Below are 15,823 nucleotides of genomic sequence, written 5' to 3' on the forward strand. Positions count from 1 at the left end.
TGCGTCCAGCGGCTGCGTATCACAGGGACGGACGGCGCGGGTCGCGTTGGCAAAAGGATATGGGCATGACGACGATCGACCGGCGCACGCTGCTGCGCGGCGCCACGATGGCGGGCGGCGCGCTGGCGCTGGAACGCTGGACCCCGGCATGGGCGCAAGGGGCCGGCCTGCTCCCGACCGTATCGGGCGAATCGATCGAACTGCGCATCGCGCGGCTGACCCGCACGGTCGACGGGGTGACGACACGCGGCGTCGGCATCAACGGCACGTCGCCCGCCCCGCTCGTCCGCCTGCGCGAAGGGCAGCGCGCGCGCATCCGCGTGGTCAACACGCTCGACGTCGACAGTTCGGTCCATTGGCACGGGTTGCTCGTGCCGTTCCAGCATGACGGCGTGCCCGGCATCTCGTTTCCCGGCATCGCGCCGGGCGGTCATTTCGACTATGACTTTCCGGTGCGCCAGAACGGCAGCTATTGGTATCACAGCCATTCGGGTGGGCAGGAACAGGAAGGGCTGTACGGCCCGATCGTCATCGACCCCGCCGACCGCGATCCCGTCGCCTATGACCGCGAGCATGTGATCGTGCTGTCCGACCATAGCCGGTCGGATGCCGCCACGATCTTTCGCCGGATGAAGCTGCAACCGGGCTATTACAACTTCCAGCGGCAGACGCTGGGCGGGCTGTTGAGCGGCGCCGACCAGCGCGCCAAGGACCGCCGCGCCTGGGGCGCGATGCGGATGGACCCGGCCGACATCGCCGACGCGACCGGAGCGACCTATACTTATCTGGTGAACGGGCGGGGGCCACGCGACAACTGGACCGGGCTGTTCGTGGCAGGGGAGCGGGTGCGGCTGCGGATCGTCAATGCATCGGCGATGACGACCTTCAACGTGCGCATTCCCGGACTGCCGCTGACGATCGTGCAGGCCGACGGGCTGAACGTCGAGCCGGTCGAGGTCGACGAATTTCAGATCGGCGTGGCCGAAACCTATGACGCGGTCGTCACGCCCGCCGAAGCCCGCGCCTATACGCTGGTGGCCGAGAGCATCGACCGGTCGGGCATGGCGCGCGCGACGCTGGCGCCGCGTATCGGCATGACCGCGCCGGTGCCGCCGCTGCGACCGCGCCCGCTGGCCAACATGACCGACATGGGAATGGGCGGCATGGCGATGGAAGAAGCCCCCACTGGCCCGCCCGACCCGAGCGCCGAACAAAACGCATCGCGGCGGCTGGCGACGCCGGGCGCGGCGAGCGCGACGGCTGCTGCGACCGCGCCGGCTGCCACGGGCAAGGCCGGAATGGACCATGCGGCGATGGGGCATGCCGCCGCCGACCCGTCGGACCCGATGGCCGGGATGGATCATGGCGCGATGAAGATGCGCGACTTCGACGTGGCGCCACAGGTCGCGAAGACGCCGGGCGTGCAGACGCTGTCGCCGATGCCGGTCGACCGGACCGGCTATCCGGGACAGGGGCTTGGCGATGTCGGCCATCGCGTGCTGACCTATCGCCTGCTCCGCGCGCTGGAACCGAACCCCGACGTGCGTGCCCCGGGACGCGAACTGGAAATCCACCTGACCGGCAATATGGAGCGGTTCATGTGGGGGTTCGACGGCAAGCGCATGGTCGACACCCACGAACCCTTCGCCTTCACGCTGGGCGAGCGGGTGCGGGTAAAGCTGGTCAACGACACGATGATGGGCCACCCGATCCACCTGCACGGCCATTTCTTCGACCTTGTGACCGGTCAGGGCGATCATGCCCCGCGCAAGCATACCGTGCTGGTGCAGCCCGGTGGCATCGTCAGCTTCGATCTGACCGCCGATGCGCCCGGCGACTGGGCGTTCCATTGCCATATGCTCTATCACATGCTGGCGGGGATGATGCGGGTCGTCACCGTCCGTCCGGCGGGAGCGGCGGCATGAACGGCACGATCGCCGCGCTGCTGGCCAGCGTCTTCGCCCTGCCCGCCGCCGCGCAGGACCACAGCGGCCACACCATGCCCGGCATGACGATGCCCGCCGCCCCGCCGGCCAAGGCGAAGGTGCGGACAAAACCCGCCGCGCAGGCCCGTCCGGCCGAACCCGCCGCGGCGGGCACCGACCCCCATGCGGGTCATGTCATGCCGCCCGCGCAGGCGGCCGATCCGCATGCCGGTCACGATATGTCCGACATGCCCGACATGCCGGCCGCCGATCCGCACGCCGGGCATGCCATGCCCGCGACGCCAGCGGTCGCGACCGGCACCGATCTGCCGCCCGGCGATGCGCCCGCTCCGCCCGTGCCGATGCCGCACGCCGCCGATGCGCTCTGGGGGACGGCCGCGATGGCGCGCGCGCGCGACCGGATGATGGTGGACGAGGGCGGCGGACAACGGTTCACGCAATTGCTGGTCGACTTGGCCGAAGTTCGCTCCGGTGGCGGCTATCGCTGGGAGGGCGAAGGCTGGTGGGGCGGCGATCTCCACCGACTGGTCGTCAAGTCCGAGGGCGAGGGCGACGACCGGGTCGAAACGGCCGAGGTGCAGGCACTGTATTCACGGGCGATCGGTCCGTATTTCAACCTGCAGGCCGGCATCCGCCACGACATCCGCCCGACCCCGACCCGCACCTTCGGGGTGGTGGGGATCGAGGGACTCGCGCCCTATTGGTTCGAGATCGACGCCGCCGCCTTTCTCTCGACGCGCGGCGAGTTGCTGGCCCGGATCGAGGGCTATTACGACCAGCGGCTGACCCAGCGGCTGATCCTCCAGCCGCGCGTCGAACTGAACCTGTCGGCGCAGGACATCCGCGCGACCGGCACCGGCACGGGGCTGACCGGGGCCGAGCTGGGTCTACGCCTGCGTTACGAAATCGCGCGCGAATTCGCTCCCTATGTCGGCATTCAGTGGGAACGCCGCTTCGGCGACACCCGTCGTTTCGCGCGCGAAGCCGGAGGCGACAGCGGGGGGGTGGCGGTCGTCGCCGGGGTCCGCGCATGGTTCTGACCCTTATAGCGGGGCAGCATCGTACGGCACATCCTGCCGCACCGGACGGCGATAGCGCATAGCGACGGTGTCCGGTCCGCCAAGTTTGGCAATTCCCCCGCTACTCGTCCGCTATGCTCTGGGCGAACGACAAGGGGGACGACATTGCGACGCCATGCTGCCCCGACGACCGCGCCGTTCATCGCACCGGGCGGCAAGGACGCCGGGATCGGCCGGAGCACGGGATATTGATTTGCCGCCCGGCCCCGCGCGCTATAAAGCTGCGTATCGTGACGCTCGCGCTGCTCCGCTCCTGGCTGTTTGCCGCCGTGCCGGCGTTGCTGGCGCTGTGCGCGATCGTGTCGGTCGCGACCTGGCACGCGGCCGACCTCCACGACGACCGCCCGGTCGCCACTGTGGCGCTGGAGCGCGGCACGCCGCCCGCCGATGACGCCGCGACGATGGTCCATGTCGCCGCCCATGCGATCGGGCACGGCATGGCGGTGCCCCGCGCCACCCTCGCCCTGCCGCTGGTCGCCGAACCGCGCCAGCCGTGGCTGCGTGTGATCGCGACGCTGCCGCCCGGCCTCGCCCCCCTTTCGCCGATTCGTCCCCCGCGCGCCTGAACGTCCGCGCGTGTTCCTTGAACACGCCTCCGACGCTCACTCTGTCGTGCAGGATGTTCCATGTCCGTTTCCCCTTGCTGGCGGCGCGTGCTCGCGCTGGCCGCAGTGCTTGCGGCGGCACCGCCCGCCGCCGCGCAACTCGCCCCGCCCTTCCCCCAACTGCTCGCCGAGCGCGGCACCGCGCCGCGCATCGCCGCGCTCGACGCGCGTACCCAGGCCGCACAGGGCCTTGCCGACCAGGCACGCGCCCGCCCCAACCCGACGATCAGCGGCTATGTCGAGAACATCGGCGGCTCCGACCCCTATGGCGGCTTCGCCCGTGCTGAAACGACGATCCAGCTCAACCATGTCCTTGAACTGGGCGGCAAGCGCGCCGCGCGGATCGCGGCGGGGATCGCCGGGGTCGATGCCGCCCGCGCCCGCGCCCACGCTGGGCGTGTCGCCTATGCCCATGATCTTGCCCGCGCCTATGCCATGGCGGAGATCGCCGGACGGCGGATCGATCTTGCCGAGGAAGAAGTGGCGGAGGCGACCACCGACCTGAAGGTCGCCCGCGCGATGGTGGCGGCGGGCAAGGAAGCGCGGCTGCGCGAACTGCGCGCCGACAGCGAAGTGGCGGCGCTTACCGCCGACCTTGCCGTCACCCGCGCCGCCTATCAGACCGCGCTTGCCCAACTGGCGGTGCTGGCGGGCACCGAAACGCCCTATACCGGGCTGTCCGCCTCGCTGCTCGACACGCTGCCGCCGGTCGTACCGGTCGGGCCGCCAGCCTCGCCGGAAATGCGCGTCGCGCTGGCCGAACGCGATGCCGCCACCGCGCGCATCGCCGCCGAACGCAAACGCGCATTGCCCGACGTCAGCGCGCAGATCGGCATCCGCCGTCTCGAAGCGGACCGGGCGACGGCGCTGGTCGCCGGCATCTCGTTGCCGCTCACCCTGTTCGATCGCAACCGTGGCAACATCGCCGCCGCCGAAGCCGAACGCACTGCCGCCGAAATCGAACTGAACGCCCAGCGACAGGCGGCGCGCACCATGGCCGCCGCCGCCGCCACACAGGTCGCCGCCGCCGACCAGCGCGCCGCCGCCGCCGTGCGATCGGTCGCGACCGCCACCGAAACCTATCGGCTGACCCGGATCGCCTATGAATCGGGCAAGGCGCCCTTGAGCGAAGTCCTGATCGCCCGTCACGACCTTGGCGTCGTGCGCGGCACCGCGCTCGACGCCGCCGCCGCGCGGATCGACGCGCGCGCAGCACTGGCCCGGCTGCACGGCCAGGCCCTTACCGGAGCAATCGTCGAATGACCTCGCAACGCCTTTACGCCGGTGCCGCGATCGGCATCGTCCTCGCCGCCGCCGCAGGCTTCGGTGCCGCGCGCCTGACCTCGCCGGTGCCCACCGCCGCCCCCGCGCCACCGGCGGAGGCCGAGCATGACGAGGCCCCGACCGATACCGTCGCGATCGACGCCGCCGGCATCGCCGCATCGCAGATCACGGTCGTCGCCGCCGCCGCCGGGTCGATCGACGCAATCCTCTCCGCCGCCGCGACCGTCGCCTCGCCACCCGATGCGCAGGCCGTGCTGGCCGCCGGCGCCGATGGCACCGTCACCCGCATCTTCAAGCGCGTCGGCGATCCCGTCGCGCGTAGCGAGACGATCGCGCTGATCGAAAGCCGTGACGCCTCCTCGGTCGTCGCCGATCGTGCCGGCGCCGCCGCGCGCGTGACGCTGGCCGAGCGGCAACTGGCCCGCGAGCGCAGCCTGTTGTCGCAAGGGGTGTCGCCACGCGCCGACCTCGAAACGGCGCAGGCCGCGCTCGCCGTCGCGCGGGCCGATGCCGCGCGGGCGGTGGCCGCCGCCGGGGCGTTGCGGATCGCGCGCGACGGTCGTTCGGTTGCGCTGGTCAGCCCGATCGCCGGACGGATCACCGCCGCCCCCGCGACACTCGGCCAATATGTCGCCGCCGCGACCGAATTGTTCCGCGTCGCCGATGCCACCCGCCTGACCGTCACCGCCGCGCTGCCGCCGGCCGATGCCGCGCGCGTCCGCCCCGGCGACCGGGTGGAACTGACCATCGATCCGGGTCGGATCGTGCCCGGCACGGTCCGGTCGGCGACCGGCGTGGTCGATCCCGAAACCCGCGCCGCGACCGTCGTGGTCGATCCGGGGGCCGGGGCCTCCACCCTGTCGCCCGGCCAGTTGGTGCAGGCGCGCATCTTCACCCGTGGCGGCACCGTTGCCGGCGGTGTCACCGTTCCCGCCGAAGCGGTGCAGACGCTGGGCGAACGTACCGTCGTGTTCGTCGCCACCCCCACCGGCTTTCGCGCGCAGGACGTGATCGTCGGCACCCGCAGCGGCGAGCGGGTCCAGATATTGCGCGGTCTGGCGGCGGCCACCCGCATCGCCGCCGCCAATGCCTTTCTGCTGAAGGCCGAACTCGGCAAGAGCGAAGGGGACCATCATTGATCGCGCGCATCCTGACCGCATCGGTGCGCGGACGCTGGGCGGTCGCGTTCCTGACGCTGATCGTCATCGCGATCGGCGCGTGGCAGATCGCCCGCCTGCCGATCGACGCCGTGCCCGACGTGACGAACCGGCAGGTGCAGATCAGCACCTTCGTCCCCGCACTCGGCCCCACCGACGTGGAAAAGCAGATCACCTTCCCGGTCGAAACCGCGCTGGCCGGAATCCCCGGACTGGAGATGACCCGATCGGTCACACGCAATGGCTTCAGTCAGGTCACGGCGGTCTTCGCCGATTCGACCGACATCTATTTCGCCCGTGCCCAAGTGACCGAAAGACTGGCGCAGGCGCAGGGCAGCCTGCCCGCCGGGGTCCAGCCACGGCTCAGCCCGCTGGCGACGGGTCTGGGCGAAATCTTCATGTATTCGGTCGCCTTCGCCCATCCCGACGGACGCGGCGCGAAGGCGACGCCGGGCCGGCCGGGCTGGCAGGGCGACGGCAGCTATGTCACCCCCGAGGGTGAGCGGCTGACGACCCCGCTCGCCAAGGCCGCCTATCTGCGCACCGTGCAGGACTGGATCATCCGTCCGCAGATGCGCGGCGTGGACGGGGTGGCGGGGGTCGATTCCAACGGCGGCTATGTGAAGCAATATGTCGTCGAGCCCAAGCTCGGCGCGCTGACCGCCTATGGCCTGTCGCTCACCGACCTTGCCGACGCGCTGGAGCGGGCCAATGTCTCGACCGGCTCCAACTATGTCCGTCGCGCCGGGGAAAGCTTCCTCGTGCGCGCCGATGCCCGGCTGAAATCGATCGGCGACATCGAAGCGGCGATCGTCGCGAGCCGTGGCGGCACGCCGGTGCGGGTCGCCGACGTGGCGCAGGTGGTGATCGGTGGCGGGGTCCGCACCGGCTCCGGCAGCCTGATGGGGGCCGAAGCGGTCATCTCGACCGTGCTGATGCTGACCGGCGAGAACAGCCGCATCGTCGCCGACGCGCTCGCCGACCGGCTGATCGAGGTGAACCGCACCCTGCCCGCCGACATCGTCGCCACGCCGGTCTACAACCGTGCGTCGCTGGTCCGCGCGACCATCGCCACGGTCGAGAAGAATCTGGTCGAGGGCGCGCTGCTCGTCATCGTCGTGCTGTTCGCGCTGCTCGGCAACGTCCGCGCCGCACTCATCACCGCCGCCGTCATTCCGATCGCGATGCTGATGACCGCCACGGGCATGAACGCGCTCGGCGTCTCGGGCAATCTGATGAGCTTGGGCGCGCTCGATTTCGGGCTGATCGTCGATGGCGCGGTGATCGTGGTGGAAAACGCGCTGCGCCGCCTCGCCGAACGGCAGGAACATCTGGGCAGGCTGTTGACGAAGGAGGAACGGCTGGAGGAAACCGGCGAGGCCGCGCGCGAGATGATCCGCCCGACCGTGTTCGGGCAGGCGATCATCTTCCTCGTGTTCCTGCCGCTGCTGACGTTTCAGGGGGTGGAGGGCAAGACCTTTGCGCCGATGGCGGTCACGCTGATGCTGGCGCTCGCCTCGGCGCTGGTGCTGTCGCTTACCTTCGTTCCCGCGATGATCGCGATCCTCGTGACCGGGCGGGTGAGCGAGACCGAGGTGAAGCCGATCCGCTGGTTCAAGGCGCGCTATGCGCCGTGGCTGGCCAGGGCGGTGGCGCGGCCCCTCCCCTTCGTCGCCACCGGAGCCGGGGTGTTCGTCGCGGCGATCGTCGGGTTCGGGGCGCTGGGCGAGGAGTTCATGCCGCAGCTCGACGAGCGCGACATCACCGTCACCAACTTCCGCATTCCCTCCACCTCGATCGACCAGTCGACCGCGATGCAGCTCCGCATCGAGGATGCGATCAAGACGCTGCCCGAAGTCGCGCTGGTGTTTTCCAAGAACGGCAACGCCGATCTCGGCACCGATCCGATGCCGCCCAACGCATCGGACACCTATGTCATCCCCAAACCCCGCGACCAATGGCCCGCCGGGGTGACGAGCAAGGCCGACATCCTCGCGCGGATCGAGGCGAAGATGAAGCCGCTGATCGGCAGCCGGTCCGAAATCCAGCAGCCGATCCAGATGCGCTTCAACGAACTGATCGCCGGGGTGCGATCCGACGTGGCGGTCAAGCTGTACGGCGACGATCTGGAGGCGATGCAGGCCACCGCCGGACGCATCGCCGCGTCGCTGCGCACCATCGCCGGTGCCGCCGACGTGCAGGCCGAACAGACCGACGGCGCGCCGACCTTCGACGTGGTGGTCGATCGGCAGGCGGCGGCACGCTATGGCCTGTCGGTCGATGCGGTGGCGAACACCGTCGCCGCCGCGCTGTCGGGTCGCGAGGCTGGCGTCGTCTACGAAGGCGACCGCAGCTTCGACATCGTCGTCCGCCTGCCCGACGTGGCGCGCGACGATGTGACGGCGCTCGGATCGGTGCCGGTGATGCTGCCGCCCGACGCGACCGGCCATACCGATTCGGTGCCGTTGGCGCAGGTCGCCCGCTTCCGCTACACCGAAGGCTTGAACCAGATCAGCCGTGAGAACGGCAAGCGCATGGTCGTGGTGCAGGCCAATGTGCGCGGGCGCGACCTCGGCGGGTTCGTCGGCGAGGCGCAGGCAAAGGTGGCGGCGCTCGCGCTGCCGCCGGGCATGTATATCGACTGGGGCGGCACCTTCGAAAACCTGCGGTCTGCGCGCAACCGGTTGCTGATCGTCGTGCCGCTGTGCTTCGCGGGCGTGTTCGCGCTGCTGTATCTGGCGCTCGGTGGCTGGGTGCGGGCCGCCGTGGTGTTCAGCGCGGTGCCGATGGCGCTGGCCGGCGGGGTCTTTGCGCTGCTGTTGCGCGGCATCCCCTTCTCGATCACCGCGGCGGTCGGCTTTATCGCGCTGTCGGGGGTCGCGGTGCTGAACGGCCTCGTCATGATGAGCGCGATCGGCCGGCGGCAAGCGACCGGCGTGGACGCCGCCACCGCGATCGTCGACGGGGCGATGGAGCGGGTCCGCCCGGTGCTGATGACCGCGCTGGTCGCCAGCCTCGGCTTCGTGCCGATGGCGCTGGCGGCCGGCACCGGCGCGGAGGTCCAGCGCCCGCTGGCCACGGTCGTGATCGGCGGGTTGATGACCGCAACTGCGCTCACATTGCTGGTGCTGCCCGCAATCGTCGCGCTCATCGCCCGGCGTGGCAGCACGGCGGTCGCGGCGTAGCGACGGCTACACCGCGACCGGCTGCGCCACGCGCCCGCCTTCGCCGAAGATGCGCAGGTAACGGGCGATGTCCTCCGGCCGCCCGGTCGCCTTGGCCGGGTTGTCGGACAGCTTGACCGCGTGGCGTCCGTTCGCCTCGACCACCTTGCACACCAGCGAGATCGGCTCCAGCCCGCCGGCGCCCAGCGGATCGCAGCCGCGAAAGTCGTTGGTCAGGTTGGTGCCCCAGCCGAAGCTCATCCGCACCCGGCCATGGAAGTGGTGGTAGGTCGCAGTGATGCTGTCGACATCCATCCCGTCGGAAAAGATCAGCAACCTGCTGCGCGGATCGACGCCCTGGGCGTGCCACCATGCGATGATCTGCTCGCCGCCCTCGATCGGCGGCATGCTGTCGGGGCGGAAGCCGGTCCACTGCGCCAGCCACGCCGGCGCATCGCGGAGGAACGCGGTGGTGCCGAACGCATCAGGCAGCGCGATCAACAGGTTGCCGCCATAATGCCGCCGCCACTCCTCCAGCACGCGATAGGGTGCGGCGGCGATGCCGGCATCGTCGTCGGCCAGCGCCGCCTCGACCATCGGCAGTTCATGCGCGTTGGTGCCGACTGCCTCCAGCCCGGCTTGCATCGCCAGCAGCACGTTCGACGTGCCGATGAAGCGGTCGCCCAGTCCCTCCTGCAACGCCTCGACGCACCAGCGCTGCCACAGAAAGCCGTGCCGCCGCCGCGTGCCGAAGTCGGACAGGACCAGATCGGGCAGGTCGCGCAACCGCTCGACCTTGTCCCACAATCGCGCCTTCGCCCGCGCATAGGTGACGTCGAGCGCGAAGCGGCCGTGATCGGCCAGCGCCGCGCGGGCACGCAGTTCGTTGAGGATGGTGAGCGCCGGGATTTCCCATAGCGACGTCTCCGCCCACGGACCCGCGAAACGCAGCTCATATTGGCCGTCGCGCACCGACAGCTCGTATTCGGGCAGGCGAACGTCGGCCAGCCAGTCGATGAACCCCGGCGCGAACATCCGTTCGACCCCATAGAAGCTGTTGCCCGCCAGCCAGATCAGCTCCTGCTTCGAGAAGCGCAGCGTCCGCGCATGGTCGAGTTGGGCGCGCAATTCGCTTTCGTCGATCACCTCGGCCAGCCGTACCGATTTCGTCCGGTTCAGCACCGCGAAAGTCGCTTGTACGTCGGGGCGGACCTCGCGGATCATCTGCACCATCAGCAGCTTGTAGAAATCGGTATCGAGCAGGCTGCGCACCACCGGGTCGAGCCGCCAGCCATGGTTCCAGACACGGGTGGCAATATCCGTCATCACCATCGATCAATCCTTTATGGTGCGGGTATAGAAGGCGGCGGGGCGAAAGGCGGTTCCTGCCTCGCGGTCGCCGGTGGGCGTGATCCGCCCGCTGTCGAGCATCCGGCGGCGAAAGGCGGGCTTGTTGAGCGCGCGGCCCAGCACCGCTTCCTGCACGCCCTGAAGATCGCGCAGCGTGAAGCGATCGGGCAACAGCGCGAAGGCAGCATCGTCGATCCCGCCACGCAACCGGTCGAGCGTCAACGCGACGATCGCGGCATGATCGAAGCCGAGCGCAATCGTATCGCCATCGATGCGGACCGCGCCGGTCACATCGATCGTCGCCAGCCGCTGCCCCGCGTCCAGCGTCAGCGCGGCCAGTTCCGCCGGGGTCAGCAACACGCGATGCGCGATGCTGACGATCCGCATCCGGGGATCGCGATCGACCGCGCCGAAGCAATGGACCTGCTCGGGCACCGGGCCGACCAGCCCGCCCTTGTCCGCCAGCACCCGTCGGGCCGCCGCCTCCAGCGCCTCGTCGATGCCGACGAACCCGCCGGGTAGCGTCCATCGACCGGCGAACGGCGACTGCCGACGCCGGGTCAGCAGCACGACCGGACGGCCATCCATGATTCCCAGCACGACAATATCGACCGTCACCGACGGGCGATCATAGCGCCCGGGGTCATATGCTTCGGAGGATGCCATATCTTCCATGCACTTTACATATATCCTTATAGCATATATGTCCAGTATCGGACGACAGGAGCTGGAAGATGCGCGATCTGATCGTGGTGGTGGATACCCAGGCGGATTTCATGCTGGCGGACGGGGCTTTGCCGGTGCCCGGTGCCGACCGGCTGGCCGCGCCGATCCGCGCATGGCTCGGCCGGCGACAGGCGGCGGATACGGCGGCGGTGGTGTTCACCTTCGACACCCATTTCGCCGATACCTATCCGACCAGTGCCGAGGCGACGCTGTTTCCGATCCACTGCGTCCATGGCACGCCGGGCTGGCGCAATCTGGTCGGGGCCGATGTCGTGGCGGCGGACATTCCCTGTCTCGGGCTGGAAAAAGGCGTGTTCGACATGTGGGCCGAACCGGGGCTGACGCTCCACGACCTGCGACAGCCGGCATCCGTGGCGGTGGCGCGCGACGGTTTCTTCGCCGGGTTGCGCGCGGCGGGCATCGACCGCGCGATCGTGGTGGGAGTCGCCGCCGACTATTGTGTCCGCTGGGCGATCGACGGGCTGGTCGCGCGCGGCTTCGTGGTCGAGGTGCCGGCCGACCTGACCCGCGGGATCGAACGGTCGATCGACCAGGTGATCGAAACCGACTTCGCCGGTGCCCCGGTCGTGCTGTCCCGCGACAAGACGGTCGCATCTTCAATCACTTCGCCCTTCAACTGACCCGCCTTTGTGATATGGCCTGTCAAACCGGTTCGCGGTATCGCTACGGTGCCGAAACGGAATGGAGGCCCTCGATGTCGCAAATCCTCGTCGCCGACGACCATCCGATGTGTGCGACCGCGCTGGCGATGGCGGCGCGGGTCGTCGATCCGGCGGTGACGATCGATAGCGCGACGACGCTGGCCGAGGCGGAGGATTTCGCCCGCATCCGTCCGCACGACCTGATCCTGCTCGACCTGATGCTGCCCGATGTGCAGGGGTTCGCCGGTCTGGCGGTATTGCGCGCGGTGCGGCCGGCCGCGCGGATCGCGATCGTGTCCGGTAGGGACGATCCGAGCGTGATCCGTCAGGCGGTGGCGCTGGGCGCCAGCGGCTTCATCCCCAAATCCTCGCCGATCGACGAGATGGTGGCGGCGATCCGCAGCCTGCTCGCCGGCGAACGCTGGATTCCCGCAGGAATCGACATCGGCGCGAGCGACGACCGGCGCGCAGACCTCGCGCAGCGGATGGGCACCTTGTCGATCGCGCAACTGCGCGTGCTCCGCGCGATTGCCAACGGGCATCAGAACAAGCAGATCGCCTATGACCTGCAACTCGCCGAACCGACGGTGAAGTCGCACCTGTCGGCGATCTTCCGCAAGCTGGGCGTCAGCAACCGGACGCAGGCGGTGCTGGCGCTTCAGGCATTCGACGCCGAGGACTGACCTTCCCGTATCACGCCGGGTCGCTCACCGCGCGCGCGGCGGCCACCACCGCCTGCGCCGCGCGATCGATCGTGTCGAGCCATGCCGGATCGATCGGCGCGTCCTCCCGCGCGTCTTCCACCACGCGGAGCGCGGCCACCAGCGCCTGCGCACCGACACTCGCCGCCGCACCGCGCAGGGCATGCGCCTCGCGCCGGGCGAGATCGCCCCGCCCGCCGCCGACCAATGCGCGGAGACGCCCCGGAATACGCTGGGCATCCTCGACCAGCAGGCCGAGCAGCGTGTCGCGCGCCGCCGGCCCCAGCGTCTCGCCGAGCGCGCGGACCCGTCCGGGATCGATCGCCGCCACGTCCGGTGCGGTATCGTGTTCCTCGTCCTGCTCCACGGTCACGCCCGCGATCGCATGACGCAACGCCGCGATGTCGACCGGCTTGGCAAGGACCCCGTTCATGCCCGCCGCAACGACTTCGGCACGGCGTTCGGCCGACAGATCGGCGGTCAGCGCAAAGATCGGCACGCGCGCGCCGGCGCCGCTCCACGCCCGGATCGCCCGGGTCGCGGCGATCCCGTCCATGACCGGCATCTGCACGTCCATCAGCACCAGATCGATCGGATGCCCCGCCCGGTCGGTGACATATTCCACCGCGCGCGCGCCATGTTCGACCGCGACGACATGGTGGCCCAGCCGGCGGACGATCTCGGCGATCAGATAGCGGTTGGTGTCGTTGTCCTCGGCGACGAGGATGCTGCGCGGGCGGACCGGCGCGGTGGGCGGCGGCGGGGCGATCTCGCTGGTCGCGGCGACGGTGGCCGGCAGCGGAAGGGTGAACCAGAAGCGCGATCCCTCGCCCGCGCGGCTGTCGACGCCGATCGCGCCGCCCATCGATTCGACCAGCATCCGGCTGATGCTGAGGCCCAGGCCCGTGCCGCCATAGCTGCGCGTGGTCGATGCGTCGGCCTGCACGAACGGCTCGAAGATCGCCTCCAGCCGGTCGTCGCGGATGCCGACGCCGGTGTCGGCGACATCGAAACACCATAGATCGCCACCGCTCGCGGTCGCGGTGATGCGGACCGATCCGGCACGGGTGAACTTGATCGCATTGCCGACGAGGTTGGTCAGCACCCGCTGCAACCGCGCCGGATCGCCGATCACCCGGCCGGGGGCAATATCGGCCTCCAGCGCGATGCCATGCGCCGCCGCGTCGGTCGCGAACATGCCGGCGATGCCGGCGATCAGCGCGTCGGGCTCGAACGCGATCGCCTCCGCCTCGCCCTGCCCTGCCTCCAGCTTGGAAAAGGTCAGCACGTCGTCGACGATATGCGACAGCGTCCGTCCGGCCTGTTCGAGCGAGTCGAGATGCCGCATCCGCTCGACCCGCTCGGGCGTGTCGCGCAGCAACTGCGCGGCGGCGAGGATCGCGGTCAGCGGGGTGCGGATCTCGTGGCTGATCGTCGCGACGAAGGTGGCGCGCGCCGCCAGCGCGCGTTCGGCCGCTTCGCGCGCGGCACGCAGTTCGGCCATCGCCGTGACCTGTTCGGTAATGTCCTGGAACACGCCGAACAGCCCGACGGTCGTGCCGTCCGGCCCCTGTTCCGCCTGTCCGCGTGTCGATACCCAGCGCAGCGCGCCGTCGTTGCGGTGCAGCCGCGCCTCGAACGCGAACGGTCCCTCGCCCGCGAACGTCTGCGCGATCCGCGAGCGGACCATCGCGCGGTCGTCGGGATGATAACAGTCGACCGCATCGCCCAGCGGCGGGGCGTCGCCGACCGGCAGGCCGTGGATGCGGAACACCTCGGGCGACCAGAACAAGCGCTGTCCGTCGTGATCGATGCGCCAATGGCCGATCTGCGCCGCCGCCTCGGCCATCGCCAGCAGGCGCTGCCGCTCCTCCAGTTGCGCGATCGCCGCGGTCGCGGCCTGCTCGGCGGCCTGACGCAAGCCGATGTCGCGCACCGTCGCAACGATTTCCCCCACCGGCCCGTCGCCCGGCGTCAGGCGGAACGCGCCTTCCAGCCACACATACTGGCCGTCGCGATGCCGCTGGCGATAGCGACGCACCACGCCGACGCCGTTTTCGGTCAGCGTCAGGCAGGCCCGGCGCATCCGTTCCTTATCGTCGGGGTGCATCCGTTCGAACGAACTGCGCCCGACCAACTCCTCGGGCGCATAGCCGAGCAGTTGCTGCGATGCGGGCGAGGCATAGCGGCGGATGCCGTCCATGCCGATGCGCAGGATCAGGTCGGTCGAATGGTCGGTCAGCAGGCGCAACTCACGCTCGGCGGCGCGGGTCTGTTCCAGCGCGCGGTCGCGGTGGTGGAGCAGCGTCGCCATCGGAAAGGCGGTCAGCGTGATCGCCGACAGGAACAGTTGCAGGAACAGGAAGCGATCGATGGTTTCGGGAAAGCTCGCCGCGATCGGCCCGTCGCCGTGGACGGTGAAGATCGTGGCGACTATCGCGATCGTCAGCGTGGTCAGCGCCGCGCCGCCGAAACCGTGGTGGAAGGCGGCGAACACCCCGCACGGCATCAGCAGGAACAGCAGCGGATAATTGCCGATGCCGAACACCAACGTCGCGACGAGTGCCGCGATCGACGGCAGCAGGACGAGTGCGACCGGCCCGATCGTGCCTTCGCCGGGCAGGTCGCGGCGGCTGGCGCCGAGTGCCGGCACCACGATCACCATGCCCATCACGCTGGCGGCGAACCAGCGGGCCATGGCCAGCACCGACACCGGCCCGCCGACCGCCGCCGACAGTCCGGCGGCCAGCGGCGTGCTGACCGCCGCGCCGGCCATCGCCGCAAGGATCGTCAGCGCATAGCCGCGCAGCCGCATCGGATCGGCGCCCGAGCGCCGCAGCAGCGTGGCAACGACGGTGATCTCGATCAGGTTGATCGCGCTGAACCCCAGCGCCAACCGCGTCTCGATGCCGAGCACGACATGCGACAGCAGCATGGCCACGGCGGTGACGGCCAGCCACTGCGGCAGCCGGGCGACCGGCTGTCGGGTCAGCATCGAAACCGCGACCGCATTGACCGGCCAGATCAGCACCGCCCCCGCCATCGCCGACGCGAACGACAGCGTCGCCGTCGCCAGCAACAGGATCACCGCGCCATAGGCCGCCATAGCGATCGGCAATCGGGTGAAGGCAGGCGGAAGGAACGACATG

Annotated in this window: 11 protein-coding genes; 8 read left to right on the forward strand and 3 right to left on the reverse strand. The window is 69.9% G+C overall.

Going from position 1 to position 15,823, the window contains the following annotated elements; translation table 11 throughout:
• The first annotated feature begins 65 nt into the window (after positions 1–65).
• The 6 genes from ASE78_RS10875 (at position 66) to ASE78_RS10900 (ending at position 9,256) form a co-directional block, all read left to right on the forward strand.
• Complete coding sequence (locus tag ASE78_RS10875; RefSeq protein ID WP_056497284.1) at positions 66–1,925, forward strand: copper resistance system multicopper oxidase; 1,860 nt, start codon at positions 66–68, stop codon at positions 1,923–1,925.
• Positions 1,922–2,986, forward strand: a complete 1,065-nt coding sequence (locus ASE78_RS10880) for a copper resistance protein B (RefSeq protein WP_056496933.1) — start codon at positions 1,922–1,924, stop codon at positions 2,984–2,986. Before ASE78_RS10875 ends, ASE78_RS10880 begins: the two co-directional genes overlap by 4 nt.
• Positions 2,987–3,255: 269 nt before the next feature.
• Positions 3,256–3,591 (forward strand): hypothetical protein, encoded by a 336-nt coding sequence (locus tag ASE78_RS10885; RefSeq protein WP_056496937.1) that lies wholly within the window; start codon positions 3,256–3,258, stop codon positions 3,589–3,591.
• Positions 3,592–3,651: 60 nt separating this feature from the next.
• A complete protein-coding gene (locus tag ASE78_RS10890; protein ID WP_056496940.1) occupies positions 3,652–4,893 on the forward strand; it encodes a TolC family protein in 1,242 nt (413 codons plus the stop codon).
• Positions 4,890–6,053, forward strand: coding sequence for an efflux RND transporter periplasmic adaptor subunit (locus ASE78_RS10895; protein WP_056496944.1), 1,164 nt, complete (start codon positions 4,890–4,892; stop codon positions 6,051–6,053). The genes ASE78_RS10890 and ASE78_RS10895 overlap by 4 nt, the downstream gene beginning before the upstream one ends.
• Positions 6,050–9,256, forward strand: a complete 3,207-nt coding sequence (locus tag ASE78_RS10900) for an efflux RND transporter permease subunit (RefSeq protein ID WP_056496946.1) — start codon at positions 6,050–6,052, stop codon at positions 9,254–9,256. The genes ASE78_RS10895 and ASE78_RS10900 overlap by 4 nt, the downstream gene beginning before the upstream one ends.
• 6 nt (positions 9,257–9,262) lie before the next feature.
• Here the strand turns inward: ASE78_RS10900 and pncB are convergent, their stop codons facing one another.
• Both pncB and ASE78_RS10910 read right to left on the reverse strand, forming a co-directional pair.
• Positions 9,263–10,567 carry a nicotinate phosphoribosyltransferase gene (gene pncB, locus ASE78_RS10905; RefSeq protein WP_056496949.1) on the reverse strand — a complete coding sequence of 435 codons (1,305 nt, stop codon included), beginning with the start codon at positions 10,565–10,567 and terminating at the stop codon, positions 9,263–9,265.
• A gap of 3 nt (positions 10,568–10,570) precedes the next feature.
• A complete protein-coding gene (locus tag ASE78_RS10910) occupies positions 10,571–11,251 on the reverse strand; it encodes an NUDIX hydrolase (protein WP_235515021.1) in 681 nt (226 codons plus the stop codon).
• 68 nt (positions 11,252–11,319) lie between these two features.
• Between ASE78_RS10910 and ASE78_RS10915 the strand changes: the two genes are divergently transcribed.
• Both ASE78_RS10915 and ASE78_RS10920 read left to right on the forward strand, forming a co-directional pair.
• The gene (locus tag ASE78_RS10915; protein WP_056496954.1) at positions 11,320–11,952 is read left to right on the forward strand and encodes an isochorismatase family protein; all 633 of its coding nucleotides are present in this window, start codon (positions 11,320–11,322) and stop codon (positions 11,950–11,952) included.
• A 74-nt stretch (positions 11,953–12,026) separates the two neighbouring features.
• Positions 12,027–12,656 carry a response regulator gene (locus tag ASE78_RS10920; protein WP_082467180.1) on the forward strand — a complete coding sequence of 210 codons (630 nt, stop codon included), beginning with the start codon at positions 12,027–12,029 and terminating at the stop codon, positions 12,654–12,656.
• Between the two features lie 10 nt (positions 12,657–12,666).
• On the opposite strand, the gene ASE78_RS10925 is transcribed toward ASE78_RS10920, so the two are convergent.
• Positions 12,667–15,822: an ATP-binding protein gene (locus ASE78_RS10925; RefSeq protein WP_162236496.1), complete on the reverse strand. Its 3,156-nt coding sequence runs from the start codon at positions 15,820–15,822 to the stop codon at positions 12,667–12,669.
• Between the last annotated feature and the right edge of the window lies 1 nt (position 15,823).

Origin of the sequence: Sphingomonas sp. Leaf25, from assembly GCF_001421635.1 — a bacterium.
Classification (GTDB): Bacteria; Pseudomonadota; Alphaproteobacteria; order Sphingomonadales; family Sphingomonadaceae; genus Sphingomonas.

Excerpts from the sequence above, each read along its gene's own strand:
- ASE78_RS10875 (WP_056497284.1), top strand. The coding sequence starts at position 66 with ATGACGACGATCGACCGGCGCACGCTGCTGCGCGGCGCCACGATGGCG.
- ASE78_RS10880 (WP_056496933.1), top strand. The coding sequence starts at position 1,922 with ATGAACGGCACGATCGCCGCGCTGCTGGCCAGCGTCTTCGCCCTGCCC.
- ASE78_RS10890 (WP_056496940.1), top strand. The coding sequence starts at position 3,652 with ATGTCCGTTTCCCCTTGCTGGCGGCGCGTGCTCGCGCTGGCCGCAGTG.
- ASE78_RS10895 (WP_056496944.1), top strand. The coding sequence starts at position 4,890 with ATGACCTCGCAACGCCTTTACGCCGGTGCCGCGATCGGCATCGTCCTC.
- pncB (WP_056496949.1), bottom strand. The coding sequence starts at position 10,567 with ATGGTGATGACGGATATTGCCACCCGTGTCTGGAACCATGGCTGGCGG.
- ASE78_RS10910 (WP_235515021.1), bottom strand. The coding sequence starts at position 11,251 with ATGGCATCCTCCGAAGCATATGACCCCGGGCGCTATGATCGCCCGTCG.
- ASE78_RS10915 (WP_056496954.1), top strand. The coding sequence starts at position 11,320 with ATGCGCGATCTGATCGTGGTGGTGGATACCCAGGCGGATTTCATGCTG.
- ASE78_RS10920 (WP_082467180.1), top strand. The coding sequence starts at position 12,027 with ATGTCGCAAATCCTCGTCGCCGACGACCATCCGATGTGTGCGACCGCG.
- ASE78_RS10925 (WP_162236496.1), bottom strand. The coding sequence starts at position 15,822 with ATGTCGTTCCTTCCGCCTGCCTTCACCCGATTGCCGATCGCTATGGCG.